This is a genomic window from Daejeonella sp. H1SJ63, from assembly GCF_029360775.1.
Classification (GTDB): domain Bacteria; phylum Bacteroidota; class Bacteroidia; order Sphingobacteriales; family Sphingobacteriaceae; genus Daejeonella.
In genome coordinates this window covers 311,374-333,308 of sequence record NZ_JARKMZ010000007.1, presented here as the reverse complement: position 1 = coordinate 333,308, position 21,935 = coordinate 311,374, and the positions used below count along the sequence as shown (strand labels likewise).

Here is a 21,935-nt window from a genome sequence, read left to right as displayed (position 1 = left end):
ATTCTCTTTTACCATGTGTATTAATAATATCAAAGCAGTAGTTTTTGATCGAGATGGGACATTAATTGAACATGTTCATTATCTATGCGATCCAGAAAAAGTGAGGTTGCTTAATGGGGTTAAAAATGGTATTAAGGTACTTAAGCAATCGGGTTTTAAACTTTTTCTACATTCAAATCAATCAGGTGTAGGTCGTGGTTTTTTTAATTTGGAACAAGTCTATGCGTGTAATCAACGAATGGAAGAATTAATAGGTTTAGGATCCAATGTATTTTCAAGAGTCTGTATAGCTACGGAAAAGCCTGATGAGGAAATATTATATCGGAAGCCTTCCCCTAGATTTGCTAATGAAATTTTAACAGATTTTGATCTAAAAACCTCAGAAATATGTTATGTAGGGGATCGATATTCTGATCTGGAAACAGCTTTGAATATTGGCGCATATGTGATTGGGGTGAATACAGGATTAGTTGATTTACATCTTGAATTATTCGAATTGGGGTTAACAAGTAGGTTCAAGGTTGTCAATAGTTTTTCTGACGTCGTTAAAAACTTGATCTCAAAGGAATCTAGGTTACAAAATGAGTTTAATCATATTTAGGCATTTATATAAAATTCAATCCCTTTTGTATACTCTGATCTCTTAATAGAGATGTTATTTTTGTTATCAGCTTTTTTAACTTTATTATTTCTTTATTAATTATGGGTGTTATGGTTAGAATACATTGTGCAGGTTATCTATTGGAAATTTGAGCAAACAAACCTGGAATAATCAAATACTGATTGTAACTTATTTTGAAGCGAAGTACAACACCGCCCTTATTAAAATTCATCCTTGAAAAGAATAATTTATATGTTAGATCTTCATAAGATAAATATTATCACAGTTAAGACTAAGATCTCAATAGTATGACTATTTTTCAAAAATTGCGGTACCTTTTATCTCCAGCACAGAAACGTCAGCTTTTCATTTTAGCCCTTTTATTAATAGTTGGGATGTTTTTTGAAATGGCTGGCCTTGGAATTCTAATTCCAGCCTTAAGTCTTATGCTGGAGACTGATATAGGAAAGGAATATCCTGCTATTCAACCGTATTTAGATTTTTTGGGTAATCCAAGTCAGAATCAGTTAGTTTTTTTGGGTCTCTCGATATTGATAATAGTTTATTTGCTTAAGGCAATATTTTTAGTATTTCTGACTTGGAGACAGAGTAAGTTCTCAACTGGATTATCAACGAGTTTGGGTCAGAGTTTATTTCTAGGATATTTGCGTCAGCCTTATCATTTTCATCTGCAAAGGAATTCCGCTCTGTTGCTTAGAAATATACAAACAGAAGCGGCTCAATTTACAAGTGTATCACAACACTTCATGGTGTTGTCAATAGAATTTTCTGCCATATTGAGTGTGGCTTTAGTGCTAATTGCAGTTGAGCCAATTGGGGCTCTCGTTGTTACAGTTTTTCTTGGTATTGCCGCTATAGGTTTTCATAGGTTAATTAAGAATAAACTTCTAAAATGGGGAGAAGGGCGTCAACTACATGTAGGACTTATAAATCAACATCTTTTACAAGGGTTAGGAGGAGTAAAAGATGTAAAAGTATTAGGTAGGGAGAATTATTTCCTTGATGAATTTACTAAACACAATCAAGAAATTGCTAAAATTCAGGTTAGATTTAACACAATAAGTCTCATACCCCGCTATTATCTTGAACTTTTGGCTGTCATCGGTCTGGTTGGACTAATAATTTTGATGATTGTTCAGCATAAGCCTTTAAATTTATTGATGCCCACCCTTGGTGTTTTTGTTGCAGCAGCTTTTCGGATGATTCCATCAGTGAACAGAATTATGGATTCTTCTCAGCAAATCCGATATGCTCAGCCGGTGGTTAATGTTCTATATGATGAATTTAAATTGATTAGAGAATATGAAGAAAATCAATCAATAACCACTAAATTGAACTTTCAAAATAACATTTTGATTAAAGATCTTCGTTTTAAGTATCTTAATGTAGATTCATATGCTATTGACGGAGTCTCTATTATCATAAAGAAGGGTGCTTCTATAGGGTTAATAGGCCCTAGTGGTTCTGGGAAAAGCACATTAGTGGATATAATTCTAGGTTTATTAGCTCCTAATGAGGGAGAAATTAATGTTGACGGCAATAATATTCAGAATAACCTAAGAGGATGGCAGGATGGAATTGGATATGTCCCTCAATCTATTTATTTAACAGACGATACTTTAAGGCGGAATATTGCATTTGGAATATCAAATAATGATATCAATGATAGGGCAGTTCAGAGAGCTATCCAAGCCGCTCAATTAGATGAATTTGTGAGAGGACTTCCTCAAGGAGTAGAAACTTTTGTAGGGGAGCGCGGTGTAAGGCTATCAGGTGGGCAGCGTCAACGAATTGGAATTGCCAGAGCACTCTATCATGATCCTCAGATATTAATTTTGGACGAAGCAACAAGTGCACTTGATACAGAAACAGAAAAAGGGGTTATGGATTCCGTAAATACCTTACATGGCAATAAGACTATAATAATAGTGGCCCACCGTCTTTCAACTGTTGAGAAATGTGATTGGTTATACCGTTTGGAAAAGGGTAAAATTATTGAAGAGGGGACCCCAAAGACAGTTTTGAAGAATAAGCAAACTATTAACGTTTAACATATTAAAGTTCAATAATGAAAATAGTTGCTATAATACAGGCAAGAACGGGATCTACCAGATTTTTTAACAAAACTTTTGTGCAACTTTCCGAAAGGCCCTTGATATGGCATGTTGTTAATCGTCTGAAATATAGTAATGAAATTAATGAAATCGTCCTAGCTACCACTACGGAACAAAGAGATGACAGTCTTCAAAAATGGTCAATTGAGGAAAATATTTCTTTATTCAGAGGGAGTGAAGATGATGTACTATCTAGATTTTATGAAGCGGCTAAATTATATAATGCAGATATCATAGTCAGAATAACAGCTGACGATCCCTTTAAAGACCCCGAAATTATTGATGATGTAATCAAATTATTGAAGGAGAAGAATTTGGACTTTTCATCTAATAACTATCCGGCTAGCTTTCCCGAAGGGTTAGATACCGAGGTTTTTACTTTCGCTGCTTTAGAAGAGGCTCATTTGAATGCTAATGATTCATTTGACCGTGAGCATGTAACTCAATATTTTTATAGAAATCCCACTAAGTTTAAGCAGGAAAATTATTCAAACATTAAAGATATCTCTCATCTCAGATGGACGTTAGATACGGAAAAGGATTATGAGATGGTAAAAATTATCTACAATCATTTGTACAAGGATGGTTTAATATTTAAGATGAAAGATATATTAGAACTACTCGAAAAATATCCTGAGATTTCAGAGATAAATAAATCCGTAAAACGAAGCGATATGTATAGTTAAATAGCAATATAAATAGGAATGGAGAGAATTTCAAAATTAGAACAAGAATATGTAAATGAGGTGCTAAAAAATGCATTTCAGACTTCAAAAAACAGTATTTATAATAATAAGCTAGAGACAGCTTTCTCACAGTTATTTGGTTCCAAGTTTGCTATAGGGCATATAAACGGTACTGCAACATTACATACGGCTTTAGCAGCATTAGATGTAAAGGCTGGTGATGAAGTTATTGTCCCTCCTCTGACTATGAGCAGCACGGCACTGGCTGTGTTGCAAAATAATTCCATCCCTGTTTTTGCAGATGTGGATATAAATACATTCAATATTGATCCTAAATCAATAATTGAAAAAATAACGGAAAAAACAAAAGCAATTATTACTGTTGCCCTCTATGGATTATCACCAGAGTATGATGAGATTTTGGAAATATGCAAAAATAACGATATTGCACTTATAGAAGACAATGCAGAATGCTTTCTGAGTACTTACAGAGATAAATATGTCGGTGTTTTTGGGGATTTTGCAAGTTTTAGCTTTCAGGCAAGTAAACATCTTACTGCGGGTGAGGGTGGTATGTTATTGTGTAACGATGAGAATTTAGCTAATAATGCGAGACGGTTTAGTAGTTTAGGATATGCAGGAGTAAGTGCTAAGCAAGGAAAAATCACCAGGGAAGATATTCAGGATCCTAATTATAGCCGCCATATTTCAGTTGGATTTAATTATAGAATGAGTGAATTATGTGCAGCTGTAGTTTTAGGACAGTTAGAGCGGGCTAATGAATTAGTCGAAGTGCGTATGAAAACTGCTGAAATTTACAAAGAAGCAATTAAGGGCAGTCACTTAGTGACGTTACAACATACACCAGATTATTGTATTAATTCGTATTGGAGTTTCAGTATGATATTAAATACTGATAACCCAGAAATTGATTGGTATAGTTTTCGTAAGTTGCATAAAGCGAATGGGGGAGATGGATATTATGCAGCTTGGAAGTTATCTTATTTTGAACCATTATTCCTAGAAAACATACAAAATATGAAGGGTGTTTGGCAAAAATATGAGAAAGGATTATGTCCGGTTTCGGAATTTCTGCAACCAAGAATGATACAGTTGAAAACTAATTATTGGGATTTGGACGATGCAAAAAAGCAAGCTGATATCCTTCACCAAACAATTAATCAATTTAAATAGATTTTATGAGTTATGAATGGCTTAATTCCGATGTCAAGGAAGTACAGTATCATACTAATCAATCTGAAAATCCCAAACAATATACCAAGAATTATTACGATTATTTGATGATGAAATTAGCCAATGATACTAATTCGATTGTTAATTTTGGATGCGGAGCAGTAACTAATTTATTTGCACAAAAGTATCCCGAGATTAAATTTCTTGGATTGGATATCAATACTGACTACATTTCCACATCGAATAAGTATAAGAAAGAGAACTCCGAATCGTGAAAGTTACTATACATTTATTCGGTGGATAAATTTCAGGATAGCTTAGTGGGAAGAGGGTACTCAATTGAGGAAATTCAGCCCTTTGATTTAGGTTTCGATATTGATAAGCCTGAAGACCGATCAATGTCTACCTATACGGAAAAAACAATTGATGGTCGAAGATTGCAAGTTAGTGGCTCCTTATTGATGAGTTGGTATACTATTTTAATAAACAAGGTAGTTTAGGTCAGTTTCTGGTTAAGATTGCAAAGTTTCTATTAATAAAATACTCAGAATGTAAGGGTATTAAGAACCAATTCGAAGAAAGGAAATATAATATGTATATACTAGGCAAGTATAATATTAGACTGTTACAATGAATTAAATTAAGAAAGTGTACTAAGTAATGAATAATACTATATATACGCATAATGAGTTGGATGACTTTACCTATTTCAATGAATTAGCAGATACCTATTTAAGAAAGCTGTTCCCAATTAATCGCAGTATTCTTAATAGCGGGGTTAAAGATTCTCTTGATATTCTTAAGGAGATTGTGGATTTTGATATTCTAGAAATCAGTTCAGGATACGATTGTTTTGATTGGAAAGTTCCCCAACAATGGGAAGTTTCAGAAGCATATATAGAAGTCGATGGAGAGCGGATCATTGATTTTAAGAATAACAATTTGCATGTTTTAAATTATAGTGAGGCCATTGATAGAACAGTTTCTTTTGAAGAGTTAAAGGAGCACTTACATTATGTCCCAGAGCTGCCCGAAGCCATTCCATACAAAACTTCTTATTACAAAAAAGAGTGGGGTTTCTGTGTTTCTTATCAACAATTCAAAAAATTTCAGACTGATAAAGTATATAGAGTTAAAATTGATTCTTATTTTATTGACGGTAACCTGTTAATAGGCGAGAAATTGCTAGAAGGGAAGTCTAAGGAAGAAATAATAATATCAGCGTATACGTGCCATCCTTCAATGGCAAATGATAGCTTATCAGGAGTAATTATGTGGATGTTACTTTTGAAAATTTTATCGAAAGAAAATCTTTATTACTCTTATCGATTTGTACTCGTTCCAGAAACAGTTGGTGCAATTGCCTATTTACATTTAAACAAATATGCTATTAAAGAAAATGTAAAAAGAGGCTTTGTATTAACTACTTGTGGTGGTCCGGGTAAACTAGGGTATAAGAAAAGTTTTAAAGGAGATGATATAATTGATTTAGCAATTAAGGCTGCATTTCATGAGCTAAAACAAGACTACGTTGAATATCCTTTTGATGTCAACGGGAGTGACGAGAGACAATATTCATCGCCTTATTTTAGAATACCATGCGCTACAATATCTAAAGATAAGTATTATGAGTACAGTCAATACCATACTTCTCTTGATAACCTCAACTTCGTTAAATCAGATTATCTGATACAGTCTTTGGAAGTTTACCTAACCGCCATACAAAACCTAGAACTTTCCCATTATAAGTTTAAATCTTTGAATCCTGCTGGTGAGCCATTTTTCACTAAAAGAAATTTGTATTCATCTTATGGTATTACAATCAATAATTCTACCGAATACAATACAAAGCATCTAGATTCTACATATACTGTAACAGGCCAACTAAATATTACAGGAAAGGAAATCGATATAATGCTATGGTTTCTGTTTTGGGCAGATGGCGAGCACACACTAAGTGATATAGCAGGGAAAACAAATAAAAATATTTCAGAACTTTATAAAGCAGCACAAAAGCTTGTTCAGTTGCAATTAATGGAATTAGTATGAACGAAACACCGAAAATTTTACTGATTATAGGAAATCAGAGGAGGCATTTATATTTTGCATCAATAATACAAAAGGCTTATCCACTGGCTGGGGTTATTCTTGTCGAACGCGGAATAGATATGCCAAGTGTCCCAGATGGATTAGAGGAGATTGATAGGCATAATTTTGAAATGCATTTTGCGAATAGACGTAAGGCCGAGGAAAAACATTTTAGAGAAATTGATGAACTAAAATGTAAAATATTACCGGTTGATTTTGATAAGTTGAATACACCGGAATGCGTTGATTTCGTTTCCGGGTTTAATCCTGATTTGGCATTTGTCTTCGGGCCGGGGCTTATTAAAGATCCTCTTTTAGGCGTACTTCCTTCGGAAACAATAAATACACATTCAGGTTTATCTCCACGATATAGAGGTTCGGCAACTCTTTTTTGGCCGTTTTATTTTTTAGAACCCAATTACGCAGGAGCGACATTTCATTATTTACAGGATCAACCAGATGCAGGGGATATTATTCACCAGGTTCTTCCTAAACTAGCTTATGGGGACAAAATACATGATGTGGCGTGCAAAGTAATTGCTGAATCCGCCACAGCAATTACTGAATTAATTAAACATTATATTGAGCGAGGTTCCTGGACAAGCTATCCTCAAAAACATAGCGGAAAAAATTTCTTAGACTCTGATTTTCACCCAGCGCAATTACGATTAATTTATAACACCTTTAATGATGATATTGTAGATCATTTTTTAAATAATAAATTGAGAAGTAAAACCCCTAAAACCATTGATCAATTTAAATAAAATTATATGAATGAATTTCCCAAAGTTATTGAAATAGGTAAAAGAAAAATCGGTTATGGGTACCCCACCTATATTATTGCTGAAATAGGGGCAAATTTCGATCATGATATCGAAAAAGCTAAACGATTAATTGATGCTGCGAAAGCTTGTGGAGCAGATTGTGCCAAGTTCCAAAGTTTTATTGCAGAGAAAATTGTATCCGAGAAAGGGTTCGCTAGCATGAGATTGAAAGGTGTTCATGGTTCTTGGGGAAGACCTGTTCATGAGGTGTTTCGCGAAGCCGAATTTCCACGTGAATGGCATAATGAGATATCGGATTATTGCAAAAAAATAGATATCGATTTTTCGACCTCCCCATATGATTTTGATGCTGTAGATCTTTGTATGGAGCTGGATGTCCCTTATATTAAAATAGGATCAGGAGATATTACATGGCTTGAAATGCTTGAATATATTGCAAAGAAAGGAAAGCCAATGATTTTAGCTACTGGCGATGCAACTATGTCAGAAATTGATGAAGCAATCCGTACTATCGAAGCCACTGGTAATAATCAACTGGTTCTACTGCAGTGCATCACAAATTACCCATCAAAGATTGAAAGTGCCAATATTAATGTTTTAAAAACTTATCAAACCGCTTTTAATATTCTAACAGGATACTCGGATCACTCACCAGGGTCTGTTGTAGCTTTGGGTTCTATAGCTTTGGGAGGAATTGTAATTGAGAAACATTTTACTCTTGACAAAAATGATGATGGACCCGATCACCCGCATTCAATGGATGTAAATGAGTTTAAAAGGATGGTAGATTATATTAGGGAACTGGAGTCAGCTATGGGCTCGAGCCGTAAAGTGGTTGTAGAAGAAGAGGCCGAAACTGTAATTGTTCAACGCCGATGTTTATATTCTACTCGGTTTATTCCCAAAGGAAAAGTTATAGAAAAGGACGATTTAGTCGAATTGAGGCCAGCTTTGGGAATTTTACCTAAATATAAGAAGGTAATTATTGGCCGCATAGCATCTAAAGATATTGAAGCAGATACTCCTTTACAGTGGACAGATGTATAGATGCTGACTAATAGAGAAAAATTTATTGCATTGGTTGATAATGATTGTATACAAAAATCGGATGCAATCGTTTTGCTTGAGGGAGATGGACTTAATCGTTATCAAAAAGCGGTCATGTTATTTAATGAAAAGTTTGCTGATAAGATCATTTTTAGCGGTGGCATAACCGATTATGAATATGGAAGTTTTCCTTTTTCGGATGTTCAACCTCATATACTTAATACTGGGGTACCTCACGAAGCAATAATACATGAGGATAAATCCCTTAATACTAAGGAGCAGGCAATAGAGGTTATAAAACTAGCAATTCAAAATCGTTGGACTAAGTTAATATTAGTTGCTACCCATGAGCATCAATATAGAGCCTATTTAACCTTTTTAAGAGAAGTAATTGACTCAGGAACAAATATAGTGTTATACAATGCACCGGTTAGAAACTTAGGTTGGTTTTCTGAAACCGGTTGGGGTCTCAGATTTGACCGTTTGGAAAAGGAATTCGATAGAATAGAAAGATATTCAGATCTTGGGCATCTAGCGACATTTGAAGAGGTTATTGAATACCAAAAATGGAAAGAAAAACAAGTATAAAAGAAGCAGAAATGCTTTTTAGTAAAAACTTTATTGGAGTTGAACAGCTTAAAAGTTGTTCTGAAGAAACCGGCATCAAAGCTCCCGAATTCATTCCGGATATTCCATATTCAATTGATGATTTGAAATTAAAGTCGGACGATTATATTTTAATGCTGGGCTCCACTCAAATGACAAATGGAAAGCCTCTATCATTAAATTCATTGCGGACACGTTTTGGTCTGGATCCAGATAAATCTGAGCCATGTTTTTACAATCAGGATTGGTACCTCAACGAAAAGTTCATTCATAAAACACTTGAAAATAAATGGTATTTAATAAGAAAGACTATTTTTACGGAGTCAAGATCAATTAATCCCGACATACTATTGAAACAGTATAAGTTCCCTTCAGCTATTTTATGTACAGTTACTTTTTTTCTATACTGGTTTATTGCTGGTAAAAGATTGTGGGAATATGATTTTGTTTGGTGTGAGGATCTTGATCACAATGGAGACAGAATATATGTAGGTAAATACAAGGACATAGATGGAATTAACAAAAATGGATTTAGTGTACATAGGCATCTAAGATTAAGAGATTTTTATGGGTGTGTTGACGTCGATATTTGAGAATGAGGGATAGTCTAAATAAGGTGATTTCTAGTGTGGCATTTCCTGTATTACGAAAAGTTAATACATATAGGAATATACATAAGGGTGAATCCTGTTATTTAATGGGCGACGGAGCGTCAGTAAAGTGGTTCGATCTTAGAGCTTTTAATGACAAAATTTCGATTCCGGTTGGATATATCCCTTTCCATAACGATTTCCACGTGCTTAATGCCAGGTATTGTTTGCTAATGGAAACATTTTGGTTTTATCCTTTGGTGCAGACATATCATCCCCCTATAAAAAAGATTAGAAATCATGTACAGGAGCGCTACAGAGAAGTTATCAAGAATAACAGAGATACAGAATTTTTTATTAATTTATCTAATTACCCCGTGGTTTGGGATAAAAACGTAACTTATTTATTTAAGGACATTCCTGGAAGTAATTTGGTACAATATTTTCTTTCAAAAGGGTTAAACCCATTCCATGGATCATTAAGAGCTTCAATCTTAATGGCAATCCATTTCGGATTTGATCATGCTTTTCTAGTTGGTTATGATTATACTCATACGCCAAGCCGCATATTGCACTGGTATGAAAAAGGCGAAGGGCTGATTAAAGACTTAAGCAATTATGAGAAAGAGTTCTTCGATATTGCTAAGGAGTTTATTGATCTGACTACAGTTACAGTAGAAGGGGGTAGTGATAAGCTCAATTATATATCCTATAAGGATCTGACCGGGCAAGAGACTTCCTTTAAAGAAAATATTGACATAATAAATATGCGTTATCTGAAATCACTTTCTACTTGGCATAACTATAAAATTTTTTAAACCAGCTTAACCGCTCAAGATTATGAATAAAAAATGTTACCTATGCGACGGTACAGAACATATCCAACGTCCTGGGAAAGTTCGAGATAATCCGAATTTAGATATTTTCGAATGTGTAAATTGTGGATTGGTCACTCTTTCAGAAACAGCTATACCGCAAAACTTTTATGAATTATCCGGAATGCATGGAGATAACCCTTTGGATATTGATGAGTGGCTTCGCCAGCTAGAAAGAGATGATTTAAGACGAGTAGAGTATTTAAGTGATATTATTACAAACACCTGTGTTCTTGATTTTGGCTGCGGGCCTGGCGGATTTATTTTGAAGGCCAGATCAAAAACTAAACAGGTTGCCGGAGTTGAATTAGAATCGAGGCTTGCAGATCACTACAGCGATAATAATCTCAACGTAGTTCAGAACATTAATGACCTACCTGAAAACCAAAAATTTGATTTAATAACTGCTTTTCATGTTGTAGAGCATTTAGAACAACCTGCAACAATTTTGAAGGAATTGTCTTCAAAATTGAACCCGCATGGTAAAATTATAATTGAGATTCCTTCAGCAAACGATGTTTTATTAACTCTCTATAATAGTAAGTCTTTTTCTGAATTCACTTACTGGAGCTGTCATTTATTTTTATTTAATGCTGCAAATCTTAAGTTATTAGCAAAGAAAGCTGGTTTGAAATTAGATTTTGTAGACCATGTTCAACGATATCCCCTCTCTAATCATTTGCATTGGTTATCAAAAGGGGCTCCTGGTGGACATCAAAAATGGAGCGTGTTAGACAGTGACGATTTGTCAAAAGCATATGAGGCAAGATTAGCATCGTTGGGTTTGACAGACACCTTAATTGCGAGCTTTAGCATATAACTTATCTAATGAATGTACCGCATTTGTTTGTTTTGGCGGGTGGCTTTGGCACCAGATTGCAGTCGGTTGTCTCCGATGTACCAAAACCCCTCGCACCTGTAAATGGTCACCCGTTTCTTTATTATCAAGTAAAGAATTGGATATCGCAGGGGCTTACTTCGTTTGTATTTTTATTACATAGTAAGGCCGATATGATAATAGAGTTCCTGGAGAATGAACAAAATGGTCTTCTTAGATTTTGTACAGTAAAGTACCTAATCGAACCAGAACCTATGGGTACGGGAGGGGCATTGGCTTACGCTGTTCAGCAGTTAAAGTTTGATGAAAGCTTTTTAGTTACTAATGCAGATACCTGGCTGGGATTAGGGGCGGCAGAAATTATCGAATGTGGGCCGGATTGTATGGCTATTATAAATGTGGATAATTCTGGCAGATACGGAAGCGTTCGAATTACAGATGAATATATCACACTATTTAATGAAAAATCGGAAGATTCTAGCCCTGGATGGATCAACGCCGGACTATGCTATTTAGATTCAAATACTTTTAAGAATTGGGATGGGAAACCGTTCTCGCTGGAAAAAACAATCTTTCCAGCTTTGGCTATAGAAGGTACTCTGAAAGCTGTAAAACTCAAAACTGATTTTATAGATATAGGTGTTCCAGCCGACTATCAACTATTTTGCACATTAGCTAAAAACAACAACTTATAATGATATTAACATCTTTTCTTATTTCTATGTCTGCTTCTATCCGGGAAGCACTAGCACAAATTGATGATAATCGTCGTGGATTTGTATTGGTCAGAGATGAATCTGAAAAGATTATTGGCATAGCAACCGATGGGGATATCCGGAGAAGGTTACTTGAAGAGGTCAGACTTGACGATGCAATACTCACCTGTACAAACACAAATTTTATTTGGGCCGAAATTGATACACCACGCGAAGTTATACTCAAACAGCTTGATCACAAAATAAGAGCTATCCCCGTTCTTGATGATCACAAAAAGTTAATCTCTATTTTTACACCAGACCATATTCCAGAAAGAGTTGAGGTTCGAACTTTTTCACGTGCAAAAGCACCTGTGAGAATAAGCTTCGGTGGTGGAGGGTCGGATATTTCAACTTACTTTACCGAAAACGGAGGCGCAGTAATTAATGCTACTATTTCTTTGTATTCCCATGCCACATTAAGGATTCGGGATGATGAGAAGATATTAATAACCTCACTCGATATAAATGAATCTGCCGAATTTATCGACTTGGCCGAATTACTTAATCATGAGGGAAGATTCAACTTAATTAAAAATATTTTAAAAGCTATAAAACCTTCTTTTGGCTTCGAATTATTTCTTCATTCTGATTTTCCAATGTCATCAGGCCTTGGAGGCTCGGCAGTTGTTTCTGCTGCCATTTTGGGGTGCTTTAATGAATTGAGAAATGACAAGTGGGATAAGCATGAATTATCTGAAATTGCTTTTCAAGCTGAGCGGTTACATATGGGTGTTGCCGGTGGCTGGCAGGATCAGTATGCAACGGTATTTGGGGGATTAAATTTCATGGAATTCTCGCGTAATCAGAATATTATTCACCCTATTCGAATTCCAAATGATATTCTGCTGGAATTAGAAGAAAGTTTAATATTGTGCTATACTAGTACCAATCATGATTCCGGAAATATTCATGAGGATCAAAAAGAACAGACAAAGAGCATTGACGTAAAAGAAAGAATTCAGGCAAATGTTAATCTTACGTATGAGATGCGTAATCTTATCTTGCGCGGTAACTTGTATGAGTTTGGAATTTGTCTTAATAAGGCTTGGGAGCTGAAAAGAAGCTTTAGTTCTAAAATCAGTAATCCTATGCTCGATGATATTTACCATGGTGCATTGATGAATGGTGCAATAGGAGGGAAATTATTGGGTGCTGGCGGGGGAGGCTATTTTCTATTCTATGTGCCAGCCTTTTCAAAACATAAATTGCTGAGCTGGATAAAAGAAAGTGGTTTAATATATACTCCGTTTAGGTTCGAGGAATCCGGACTAGAGTCTTGGACCGTAAGAGAAAAAAAAGATACATACTAGAATAATGATGAAACTTAATATAGGAAAATTCGAAGTTGGAGGCAAACGCTCTTTTATTATTGCCGAAATAGGCAATAATCATAATGGCGACTTTGAACGGGCGAAAACAATGATCGATAAGGCATTTGAAATCGGCGCAGACTGTGCTAAATTTCAAATGCGCCATTTGGATCAAGTATATAGAAAAAGCAGTCTCGAAAAAACCGGAGAAGATCTAGGTACCGAATACATTATTGACTTGCTAAACAGATTTGAATTGACGGTTGAGCAACATAGAGAACTTTCGAAATATTGTAGTAGTAAAGGTATTTTGTATCTGTGTACTCCCTGGGATGTTAAAAGTGTTGATACACTAGAGTCCTTCGATGTTAAAGCCTATAAAGTAGCCTCAGCTGATTTGACAAATTTACCTTTGTTGGATAAACTTTCACAAACGGAGAAGCCACTGATTCTTTCTACAGGGATGAGTACCACAGATGAAGTTCGGTTTGTAGTAAATTTCTTAAATGAACGAGCCGTTCAGTTTGTTCTTTTACATTGCAACAGCACTTATCCTGCTCCATTGCATGATATAAATTTGAAATGGATGAATAGCATTCAGGCTATCCATCCTTTAGTAGGATATTCAGGTCATGAACGTGGAATTTCGGTATCTATGGCAGCAGTCGCTTTAGGAGCAAAAGTGATTGAAAGACATTTTACCTTGGACAGAATGATGGAAGGCCCGGATCATGCCGCTAGTTTGGAGTTTAACGAGTTCAAAGAGTTAATAAAAGGTATCAGGGATATCGAACAAGCATTGGGAAGTGGAGAAGTGAGAAATCTGAGTCAGGGGGAAATGATTAATCGTGAGAATCTGGGGAAAAGTCTTGTTGCTGCTTCGGATCTAAAGAAAGGAACAGTTTTACGCGCAGAACATATTAAAGTATTGAGTCCCGGACAAGGTCTTTCACCTAATAACTATTCGAAACTGGTCGGTATTGAATTAAAAAGGGATATTCAAATGGAGGATTATTTCTTCTCAAGTGATATCGAGGATAATAGGTTCAAACCAAGACAATATAAATTTAAGCACCCCTGGGGGATCCCAGTACGATACCACGATTTTAGAACCTATGAAAAATTAATACAACCGGATCTTTACGAATTCCATCTATCATATTCAGATATGGAATTAGATCCGGCTGAGTATCTTGATGGTCCATATAGCTGCGGGTTTGTAGTTCATGCTCCTGAATTATTTAAAGGCTCACGTCTAATGGACCTGGCCACTCCGGATCAAAAGTATAGGGAGGAATCAATACATGAAACTCAACGAGTAATTGATATTACTCGTTCATTAAAGAAGTATTTTCCGAACGAGTCCAGACCTCAAATCGTTGCTAACATAGGAGGCTTTAGTATGGATGCACCATTCCCTAAAGAACTGCTTGAATCTTATTACGAGCAATTTTTCAGGAGTCTTGAAGAATTGGACATGGATGGTGTTGAGCTTATCCCCCAAACGATGGCTCCCTTCCCATGGCATTTCGGAGGACAACGCTATCAAAATATCTTTGTTCATGCAGATGAAATTGTTAAATATTGCAAGAAATATAATTTAAGGATGTGCTTTGACGTCTCTCATAGTATGCTTACCTGCAATCATTTTGGATTAGATTTTTACGAGTTTGTAGAAAAAATAGCACCTTTTACAGCGCATCTTCATTTAGGGGATGCCAAAGGTTTGAACGGCGAAGGACTGCAAATTGGTGAGGGTGAAATAGATTTTCCACGACTTGGAGCTATTTTAAATAAAGGTTGTCCTAAAGCCACATTTATTCCGGAAATTTGGCAAGGACATAAAAATGGTGGGGAAGGTTTTTGGAAAGCATTGGAGTTACTTGAAGGTACGCTTTAACCCTGGGACTAAAAACAGATACCTGGTTTATAGGTTTTTTAAAAATTAAATAATATATATGGATAGTGGAAGACTAATTTGGATGAACGGAAAACTCATCCCAGAAGCAGAAGCAAAAATTTCAGTTTATGATTCTGCTCTTATGTTTGGGGACATGGTTTTTGAAATGACACGGTCATTCAACAAAAAACAGTTCAAGCTTCGTGAGCATTTAGAAAGGTTATACTATGGGTTAAAAATTCTGCGTATACCCTTAGAAATGACTATGGAGCAAATGGAAAAGCATTGTTATGAGACCATTGAAGCAAACGACCATTTATTTGGATCAGATGATGAGCATCGTTTAATGATCGACGTATCGCGAGGTACTCTGGGTATCTACCAAAGAGTGGAAGGATTGCATAAAGGCCCCAATGTAGTGATTGCAGATTTTCCTCTGCGGTGGACAGTTGCCGGAATGGGACATTTATTTAATAAAGGAATAAATGCAGTAATTACTTCCCAACGGGCCATACCAGCTGAGTTACTCGATCCAAAAATAAAAAACAGAAGTAGGATTTTCTATCTGATGGCAAATATTGAAGCCTCACAAGTTGCTGGTGAAGACAATTGGGCCCTTTTGTTGGATACGTCCGGTTACATTTCTGAAGGCACTGGGGATAATTTCTTCATAATAAAGGATAACAAAGTAATTACTCCTGAGGGACGAAATATATTAAGAGGTATTTCCAGAGAGTATGTTATGAAAGAGCTTTGTCCTCAATTAGGCTTAGAAGTTGTCGAGAAAAACATTGATCCGTACGATGTTTATACTGCCGACGAGGCTTTTATGACGGGCACGCCATTTTGCATGCTTCCTGTTACTAAATTAAATGGACTTGCTATCGGAGACGGGCAAGTGGGGAAAGTATTTAATGCTTTATTAAATCAGTGGTCTTCTAATACCGGTGTCGATATTGCAACTCAAATAAAAACATGGAATACGACAGATGGCTCGGGTGGGTCAGATGCTCCTACGCCTTATCGATTCAAAAGCAATACAAAATAATGAAGAAACAAATAGAGTTAGATTTACTTGCGGCAGTTGAAGTTCACCAGGCTATTTTAAATGAGAAGTTAATTCATAGCCAACTTGAAGACCTTGCCCTCGCCTGTCTTAATGCTTTACGAAATGGTGGTAAGATAATCTTTGCTGGGAATGGCGGAAGCTTTGCCGATTCGCAACATTTATCGGCGGAGTTTGTTTCAAGATTGCAGTTTGACAGAGCTCCCCTTGCATCGCTGGCTTTGGGTACAAATAGTTCATCGATGAGCGCGATAGGAAATGATTATGGTTATGAGGAGGTATTCGCACGGGAACTTGATGTATTAGGAACTGACAAGGATGTTTTTATTCCCATTACAACCAGTGGAAATAGTCCCAATATTTTGAAGGCAATTTCTATAGCAAAAAGAAAAAATATTAAAACTGTAGCTCTTACAGGGAAAACCGGAGGCAAACTGCTGGATCAGTGTGAGTCTATAAAAATACCGTCTCTACGCACGGAAAGGATTCAGGAAGGTCATATCCTTCTGGGGCATATACTTTGTGCTTTAGTGGAGACTGCATATTTTAAAAATTAAGCTTAAATGGCTTTTGAATTAGGAGTTATGCAGGGCAGACTGCTGCCAAAATATCTAGGCCGTTATCAGGCACATCCCTTAGGTTATTGGCAGGATGAGTTTAAAATAGCCGCGGATCTTAATCTTTCATGTATTGAGTTTATTCTCGATTTTAATGATGCGGATCAAAACCCATTATTAAGTTCATCAGGCGTTGATGAAATACTTAAGATCACACAAAAGACAGGAATTAAGGTATTGTCGGTTTGTGCAGATTATTTTATGGAGGCGCCGATTCATAATGAGGATAAATTTATTTCCGCAAATAGCAAAAAAATTCTGTCGAGCCTACTCGATAACTGTTATTCACTTGGAGTTAGAGACATAGTTATCCCTTGTGTTGATCAGTCATCGCTAGGAAATGCTGCTGCTGTTGACCGATTGATTATCAATTTAGATCCATTGATCGAGAAGGCAGAAAATTTAAGAATTAACTTATCACTTGAAACAGATTTAAATCCATATTATTTTGCGACTTTGCTCGATAAACTTCCATCTGAATATGTAACTGTTAATTATGATACGGGGAATAGCGCTTCTCTGGGTTATAATCCAATAGAGGAGTTTGAGTGCTACGGTAGCAGAATTTCAGATATACATATTAAAGATAGGAAACTGGGCGGAGGATCTGTAGTACTTGGAACGGGTGATACTGACTTTAATGCTTTTTTTAAAGCGCTCGGAACCATAGATTATCAAGGACCCATTATCATGCAGGCCTATAGAGACGATGAAGGCCGCTCAATTTTCAAGCAGCAATTAGATTGGTTTAAAAATAATTATCTTAATAAATGAATACAGTAGCTATTATATTAGCAAGGGGTGGTTCAAAGGGAATACCTAAAAAGAACATAATTGATTTTTGTGGTAAACCACTTATTGCCTGGACTATTGAGAATTGTATCGCTGGAGGAGCAAATTCCGTATGGGTAAGTTCCGATTCCGATGAAATATTGAAGGTTTCAGAACAATATGGCGCAAAATCAATTAAACGCCCTGACGATATTTCTGATGATTTTGCTACCTCTGAAAAAGGCTGGTTGCACGCGATAGACTTTATTGGACAGACTGAAATTATTGACTGGGTACTTGCTCCTCAGGTAACTTCTCCCCTGAGGGAGGCTAAGGACATTGCTTTAGGAATTAAAAACGCATCGGAAGGAATATATGATTCTTTCTTTTCTTGCAGTGTAGCAGAAGATTTATTCTTCTGGCAAAAAAACACCGCTGGTCAGTTGGATAGTGTCAACTATGATTGGCGTAACAGGAAAAGGAGACAGGATATTCCAAAGCAATATATTGAAAATGGCTCATTCTATATGTTTAGGCCGGAAGTTCTAAGGGCGAATAATAATCGGTTTGGAAGCAGTATCGGAATCGTTGAAATGGAGTTTTGGAAAATGTTTGAAATTGACTCTCAGGAGGATTTAAAGATGTGTTCGGCATTAATGAAAGAGTTTTTGATCCATTAAAACTCCGCCAAACTCAAGAGATGGATTTAGAATTAAATAATAAGAACGTGGTGATTACAGGGGGTACCAAGGGTATAGGTTTATCTATTGCTCAGGGCTTCCTTGACGAAGGTGCTAACGTCCATATAATTTCCAGAAGCCCTGGGAAAGCTTTAGTCAGTAAGCAAACAAAACAATATCCAGGCAAAGGTTTTTTTTATCAATGCGATGTAACTGATGAACAATCGCTTTCTGCTTGTTACTCTGAAATTCTTACGAATAGCAATAATACTATTGATATTTTAGTATCAAATGTGGGAAGCGGGAAAAGTCCTTTACTACCCATTAACGAAAAGCGGGATTGGGAGCTATGCTGGAATACTAATTTCACATCTTCCTTAAATGCGGCAAGGGTGTTTTCGGGATCATTAGTCAAATCCAAAGGAACCATGATATTTATTTCATCCATTGCAGGATTAGAATTCATTGGTGCGCCTACTGAATATAGTATTGCGAAAGCAGCCCTCATATCTTTTTCAAAAACGTTATCCCATAGGCTGGCGCCGGATGTTCGGGTAAATGTAGTAGCGCCGGGCAATATTTTTGTCGAAGAGGGCACATGGGGGAATAAGATGCAGGAAAATCCTGAAAAAGTTGCATTAATGCTTAACGAAAAAGTGCCTCTGAAACGTTTTGGGCTGCCCGAGGAAGTAAGTGATTTGGTTTTATTTTTAAGTTCATCCAGAGCTGCATTTATTACCGGTGGCTGTTTTGTTATAGATGGTGGACAAACAATAAGTTTTTAATTACTATGGATTTGTTTTCTTTAGAGGGTAAGGTAATTGTAATTACAGGCGCCTCAGGTTTGTTAGGACGTCAACATGCCGAGGCTATTGCACTATACGGAGGAATCCCTGTTTTATTAGATCTAAATCAGGCCGTTTTAGATGAACAAGCACTATACCTACGGGATACTTTTGGAGTAAACTGTAAAGGATATTCCGTAAATATTACCAGGGAAGAGGCAATTAAGAACAATTGCAGGGAAATAATAAAGGAATTTGGCAAAATAGATGGTTTAGTTAATAATGCAGCAAACAATCCCAAAGTCGAGGATTCAGCTGAAAAGAATTTTTCCAGACTAGAGTACTTTTCGAGTCAAATATGGGATGATGATCTTGAAGTTGGATTGAAAGGATCTTTCCTTTGTTTAAAATATTATGGTTATGAAATATCCAGAAATAGTGCTGGCGGCAGCATAGTAAATATATCTTCTGACCTCGGCTTAATTGCCCCCGACCAGCGTTTATATCGAGTTGAAGGGTTGAAGGAAGAGCAGCAGCCGGTAAAACCGATTACATATTCTGTTGTAAAGACGGGCCTGATAGGGATGACGAGATATGTGGCCACTTACTGGGCCGAGCGTAATGTCAGATGCAACGCAATCTGCCCGGGTGGCGTTGAAAATAATCAGAACGAGCTTTTTATGAGTGAGGTGAGAAAAAGGATACCGATGAACAGGATGGCACTTAAAAATGAGTATCAGGGATTATTGATATTTTTACTTAGTCAGGCATCAAGCTATATTAATGGGGCCGTGATCGCTGCTGACGGAGGCAGAACCGCATGGTAAAACGTTTTTTAATTACCACAGCCCTAGAAGAGACCTGGCGTGATAACGAACCGGTTTTATTTTTGGGTGAATGGTGTAAGCTTTATTCCAGGAAGGAACAGTGGTCACAGATGGAAGCTCAAGTATTACCTTATCATTGGGATGACAGAGCTAAACTTGAATCTGATTATCAATACCTGCAGGACTTCTATGAAGTTCTCTTGGCTGATCTTTCAATAAAGCTCAACCAAATTCACGGAGTTAGTCACGATTTACGTTACTGGCGTATATTGGTTGGACCATGGCTAGCCTACTTTGTTCAAATGTTATTTGACCGGTGGTATTCAATTGAACAAGCAGTTAGGCAATTTGACATAAACGAAACAGTTGTGCTTATCATGAACGAAGAACATCTGGTTCCAAATGACTTTGTTGATTTTATCAGGTTGTTTACCGGAGATGAATGGAATCATTTTCTTTATTCAGAAATACTTTTATATTTTCCTTCAATTTCAACAATCAGTTGTCCCTACCAAGCCTTTAAGGGAATAGCGCAGCCTATTAGCAGAAAAAGTCGGGTAAAGCGGTTTCTTTCTGGGTGTTATACTAAAATTATCAGTTTCACGTCAAGGGATGAGGACGTTTTTCTTCTGTCTACATATTTACCCGAAAAAGATGAAAGTAACCTCTATAGGCGCTTGGGACAAAAACCTCAACGATGGAGATCTGTTTCACCGGTGAAGTCATCTTTGAATAACAGGATGAGGCAATGGAATCTTGATGGTGAAAGTAAGTCTCAATTTGAAGTTTGTGCTCGTTCGCTAATCTCTAGACAAATTCCAAAAGTTTACTTGGAGGGGTATTCAGAGCTTATTAAATACAGCACGGCCTTGCCATGGCCAAAGCGGCCGAAATTGATCTGGACAAGTAACTGTTGTAACTCTGATGATGTGTTCAAGGCATGGGCAGCTGAAAAAGTTGAACGCCGTTCTCCGTTAGTTATCGGGCAGCACGGAGGAAATTATGGCATTGGCAAACGTTTGTTTATTGAGGATCATGAGATAAAAATTAGCGACCATTATTTGACTTGGGGGTGGTCCAAGTCTAACGAATCAAAGATTATTCCGATTGGGCAATTAATTTCAAAGAAGCCATTAGATATTAATCACTATATTCAGAAAAAGGCTATTTTGGTCACTTGTGCTGTTCCACGCCAAAGTTATTTTTTATATAGCGCAGTTATCTCAAGACAGTGGCTTGACTATTTAGATGATCAATTTACTTTTATTGAAAATTTACCTCTGCATATTCAGAAAGCCATAACTGTTAGATTATATCCTCATGATTATGGTTGGGGACAAGTGTCTCGTTGGCGTGATCGCCTCCCTCAAATTCATTTGGATGGTGGACAATCTAAAATGAGTGATTTGATTCTTCAAAGTCGAATGTATATATCCACCTATAACGCTACTACTTTTCTTGAATCATTTAATATGAATATTCCAACTGTAATATATTGGAATACTGAACATTGGGAATTGCGAGATTCTGCAATTCCATATTTCGAAGAACTCGAGCGTGTTGGCATTTTTCATCCATCGCCGGCTTCTGCGGCAAAACATGTTGCTAAAGTTTGGGATAATGTGAGAGATTGGTGGATGAGCAAAGAGGTGCAAGATGTGTTGATAAGCTTTACAAAGCAATATTGTCATCTTCCTGAAAATTTATTAAATGACGTAGAGAAAGCTCTAAAAAATATAATTAGTAAAACTTAAGTACAGACACTCAGTAGTTTAA

At 36.5% G+C, this 21,935-nt stretch carries 22 protein-coding genes; all 22 read left to right on the top strand.

What is annotated here, in order from left to right; all coding sequences use genetic code 11:
* Nucleotides 1–13 precede the first annotated feature (13 nt).
* Nucleotides 14–601, top strand: coding sequence for an HAD-IIIA family hydrolase (locus P2W72_RS03905; protein ID WP_276359588.1), 588 nt, complete (start codon nt 14–16; stop codon nt 599–601).
* 308 nt (nt 602–909) lie between these two features.
* Nucleotides 910–2,673 carry an ABC transporter ATP-binding protein gene (locus P2W72_RS03900; RefSeq protein ID WP_276359587.1) on the top strand — a complete coding sequence of 588 codons (1,764 nt, stop codon included), beginning with the start codon at nt 910–912 and terminating at the stop codon, nt 2,671–2,673.
* 17 nt (nt 2,674–2,690) lie between these two features.
* Entirely contained in the window at nt 2,691–3,422 is a 732-nt protein-coding gene (locus P2W72_RS03895; RefSeq protein WP_276359586.1) for a glycosyltransferase family protein, read from the top strand.
* An 18-nt stretch (nt 3,423–3,440) separates the two neighbouring features.
* The gene (locus P2W72_RS03890) at nt 3,441–4,616 is read left to right on the top strand and encodes a DegT/DnrJ/EryC1/StrS family aminotransferase (RefSeq protein ID WP_276359584.1); all 1,176 of its coding nucleotides are present in this window, start codon (nt 3,441–3,443) and stop codon (nt 4,614–4,616) included.
* 5 nt (nt 4,617–4,621) lie between these two features.
* Nucleotides 4,622–4,891, top strand: coding sequence for a hypothetical protein (locus P2W72_RS03885; protein ID WP_276359583.1), 270 nt, complete (start codon nt 4,622–4,624; stop codon nt 4,889–4,891).
* A gap of 385 nt (nt 4,892–5,276) precedes the next feature.
* Nucleotides 5,277–6,665: a DUF4910 domain-containing protein gene (locus tag P2W72_RS03880; RefSeq protein WP_276359582.1), complete on the top strand. Its 1,389-nt coding sequence runs from the start codon at nt 5,277–5,279 to the stop codon at nt 6,663–6,665.
* Entirely contained in the window at nt 6,662–7,468 is an 807-nt protein-coding gene (locus P2W72_RS03875; protein WP_276359581.1) for a formyl transferase, read from the top strand. The genes P2W72_RS03880 and P2W72_RS03875 overlap by 4 nt, the downstream gene beginning before the upstream one ends.
* A gap of 6 nt (nt 7,469–7,474) precedes the next feature.
* A complete protein-coding gene (locus P2W72_RS03870) occupies nt 7,475–8,536 on the top strand; it encodes an N-acetylneuraminate synthase family protein (protein WP_276359580.1) in 1,062 nt (353 codons plus the stop codon).
* Complete coding sequence (locus P2W72_RS03865; RefSeq protein WP_276359579.1) at nt 8,537–9,124, top strand: YdcF family protein; 588 nt, start codon at nt 8,537–8,539, stop codon at nt 9,122–9,124.
* On the top strand, nt 9,103–9,735 hold the full coding sequence (locus tag P2W72_RS03860) for a hypothetical protein (protein WP_276359578.1): 633 nt from the start codon (nt 9,103–9,105) through the stop codon (nt 9,733–9,735). Before P2W72_RS03865 ends, P2W72_RS03860 begins: the two co-directional genes overlap by 22 nt.
* A gap of 230 nt (nt 9,736–9,965) precedes the next feature.
* The gene (locus P2W72_RS03855) at nt 9,966–10,550 is read left to right on the top strand and encodes a hypothetical protein (RefSeq protein ID WP_276359577.1); all 585 of its coding nucleotides are present in this window, start codon (nt 9,966–9,968) and stop codon (nt 10,548–10,550) included.
* 22 nt (nt 10,551–10,572) lie between these two features.
* Nucleotides 10,573–11,427, top strand: a complete 855-nt coding sequence (locus P2W72_RS03850; RefSeq protein WP_276359575.1) for a class I SAM-dependent methyltransferase — start codon at nt 10,573–10,575, stop codon at nt 11,425–11,427.
* A gap of 8 nt (nt 11,428–11,435) precedes the next feature.
* Complete coding sequence (locus P2W72_RS03845) at nt 11,436–12,140, top strand: sugar phosphate nucleotidyltransferase (RefSeq protein WP_276359574.1); 705 nt, start codon at nt 11,436–11,438, stop codon at nt 12,138–12,140.
* 26 nt (nt 12,141–12,166) lie between these two features.
* Nucleotides 12,167–13,513, top strand: a complete 1,347-nt coding sequence (locus P2W72_RS03840) for a CBS domain-containing protein (RefSeq protein ID WP_276359573.1) — start codon at nt 12,167–12,169, stop codon at nt 13,511–13,513.
* Nucleotides 13,514–13,517: 4 nt separating this feature from the next.
* Complete coding sequence (locus P2W72_RS03835) at nt 13,518–15,413, top strand: N-acetylneuraminate synthase family protein (RefSeq protein ID WP_276359572.1); 1,896 nt, start codon at nt 13,518–13,520, stop codon at nt 15,411–15,413.
* 58 nt (nt 15,414–15,471) lie between these two features.
* Nucleotides 15,472–16,461 (top strand): aminotransferase class IV, encoded by a 990-nt coding sequence (locus P2W72_RS03830; RefSeq protein ID WP_276359571.1) that lies wholly within the window; start codon nt 15,472–15,474, stop codon nt 16,459–16,461.
* A complete protein-coding gene (locus P2W72_RS03825) occupies nt 16,461–17,036 on the top strand; it encodes an SIS domain-containing protein (protein ID WP_276359570.1) in 576 nt (191 codons plus the stop codon). The genes P2W72_RS03830 and P2W72_RS03825 overlap by 1 nt, the downstream gene beginning before the upstream one ends.
* 6 nt (nt 17,037–17,042) lie before the next feature.
* Nucleotides 17,043–17,870 (top strand): sugar phosphate isomerase/epimerase family protein, encoded by an 828-nt coding sequence (locus tag P2W72_RS03820; RefSeq protein WP_276359569.1) that lies wholly within the window; start codon nt 17,043–17,045, stop codon nt 17,868–17,870.
* Nucleotides 17,867–18,547, top strand: a complete 681-nt coding sequence (locus P2W72_RS03815) for an acylneuraminate cytidylyltransferase family protein (protein ID WP_276359568.1) — start codon at nt 17,867–17,869, stop codon at nt 18,545–18,547. The genes P2W72_RS03820 and P2W72_RS03815 overlap by 4 nt, the downstream gene beginning before the upstream one ends.
* Nucleotides 18,511–19,332: an SDR family oxidoreductase gene (locus P2W72_RS03810; protein ID WP_276359567.1), complete on the top strand. Its 822-nt coding sequence runs from the start codon at nt 18,511–18,513 to the stop codon at nt 19,330–19,332. Before P2W72_RS03815 ends, P2W72_RS03810 begins: the two co-directional genes overlap by 37 nt.
* 5 nt (nt 19,333–19,337) lie before the next feature.
* The gene (locus P2W72_RS03805) at nt 19,338–20,159 is read left to right on the top strand and encodes an SDR family oxidoreductase (RefSeq protein WP_276359566.1); all 822 of its coding nucleotides are present in this window, start codon (nt 19,338–19,340) and stop codon (nt 20,157–20,159) included.
* On the top strand, nt 20,153–21,913 hold the full coding sequence (locus P2W72_RS03800; protein WP_276359565.1) for an LIC12162 family protein: 1,761 nt from the start codon (nt 20,153–20,155) through the stop codon (nt 21,911–21,913). Before P2W72_RS03805 ends, P2W72_RS03800 begins: the two co-directional genes overlap by 7 nt.
* The last annotated feature ends 22 nt before the right edge of the window (nt 21,914–21,935 follow it).

Bases quoted from the DNA above. Each gene is read 5' to 3' on its own strand.
- P2W72_RS03905 (WP_276359588.1), top strand. From the start codon at position 14: ATGTGTATTAATAATATCAAAGCAGTAGTTTTTGATCGAGATGGGACA.
- P2W72_RS03900 (WP_276359587.1), top strand. From the start codon at position 910: ATGACTATTTTTCAAAAATTGCGGTACCTTTTATCTCCAGCACAGAAA.
- P2W72_RS03895 (WP_276359586.1), top strand. From the start codon at position 2,691: ATGAAAATAGTTGCTATAATACAGGCAAGAACGGGATCTACCAGATTT.
- P2W72_RS03890 (WP_276359584.1), top strand. From the start codon at position 3,441: ATGGAGAGAATTTCAAAATTAGAACAAGAATATGTAAATGAGGTGCTA.
- P2W72_RS03885 (WP_276359583.1), top strand. From the start codon at position 4,622: ATGAGTTATGAATGGCTTAATTCCGATGTCAAGGAAGTACAGTATCAT.
- P2W72_RS03880 (WP_276359582.1), top strand. From the start codon at position 5,277: ATGAATAATACTATATATACGCATAATGAGTTGGATGACTTTACCTAT.
- P2W72_RS03875 (WP_276359581.1), top strand. From the start codon at position 6,662: ATGAACGAAACACCGAAAATTTTACTGATTATAGGAAATCAGAGGAGG.
- P2W72_RS03870 (WP_276359580.1), top strand. From the start codon at position 7,475: ATGAATGAATTTCCCAAAGTTATTGAAATAGGTAAAAGAAAAATCGGT.
- P2W72_RS03865 (WP_276359579.1), top strand. From the start codon at position 8,537: ATGCTGACTAATAGAGAAAAATTTATTGCATTGGTTGATAATGATTGT.
- P2W72_RS03860 (WP_276359578.1), top strand. From the start codon at position 9,103: ATGGAAAGAAAAACAAGTATAAAAGAAGCAGAAATGCTTTTTAGTAAA.
- P2W72_RS03855 (WP_276359577.1), top strand. From the start codon at position 9,966: ATGGAAACATTTTGGTTTTATCCTTTGGTGCAGACATATCATCCCCCT.
- P2W72_RS03850 (WP_276359575.1), top strand. From the start codon at position 10,573: ATGAATAAAAAATGTTACCTATGCGACGGTACAGAACATATCCAACGT.
- P2W72_RS03845 (WP_276359574.1), top strand. From the start codon at position 11,436: ATGAATGTACCGCATTTGTTTGTTTTGGCGGGTGGCTTTGGCACCAGA.
- P2W72_RS03840 (WP_276359573.1), top strand. From the start codon at position 12,167: ATGTCTGCTTCTATCCGGGAAGCACTAGCACAAATTGATGATAATCGT.
- P2W72_RS03835 (WP_276359572.1), top strand. From the start codon at position 13,518: ATGATGAAACTTAATATAGGAAAATTCGAAGTTGGAGGCAAACGCTCT.
- P2W72_RS03830 (WP_276359571.1), top strand. From the start codon at position 15,472: ATGGATAGTGGAAGACTAATTTGGATGAACGGAAAACTCATCCCAGAA.
- P2W72_RS03825 (WP_276359570.1), top strand. From the start codon at position 16,461: ATGAAGAAACAAATAGAGTTAGATTTACTTGCGGCAGTTGAAGTTCAC.
- P2W72_RS03820 (WP_276359569.1), top strand. From the start codon at position 17,043: ATGGCTTTTGAATTAGGAGTTATGCAGGGCAGACTGCTGCCAAAATAT.
- P2W72_RS03815 (WP_276359568.1), top strand. From the start codon at position 17,867: ATGAATACAGTAGCTATTATATTAGCAAGGGGTGGTTCAAAGGGAATA.
- P2W72_RS03805 (WP_276359566.1), top strand. From the start codon at position 19,338: ATGGATTTGTTTTCTTTAGAGGGTAAGGTAATTGTAATTACAGGCGCC.
- P2W72_RS03800 (WP_276359565.1), top strand. From the start codon at position 20,153: ATGGTAAAACGTTTTTTAATTACCACAGCCCTAGAAGAGACCTGGCGT.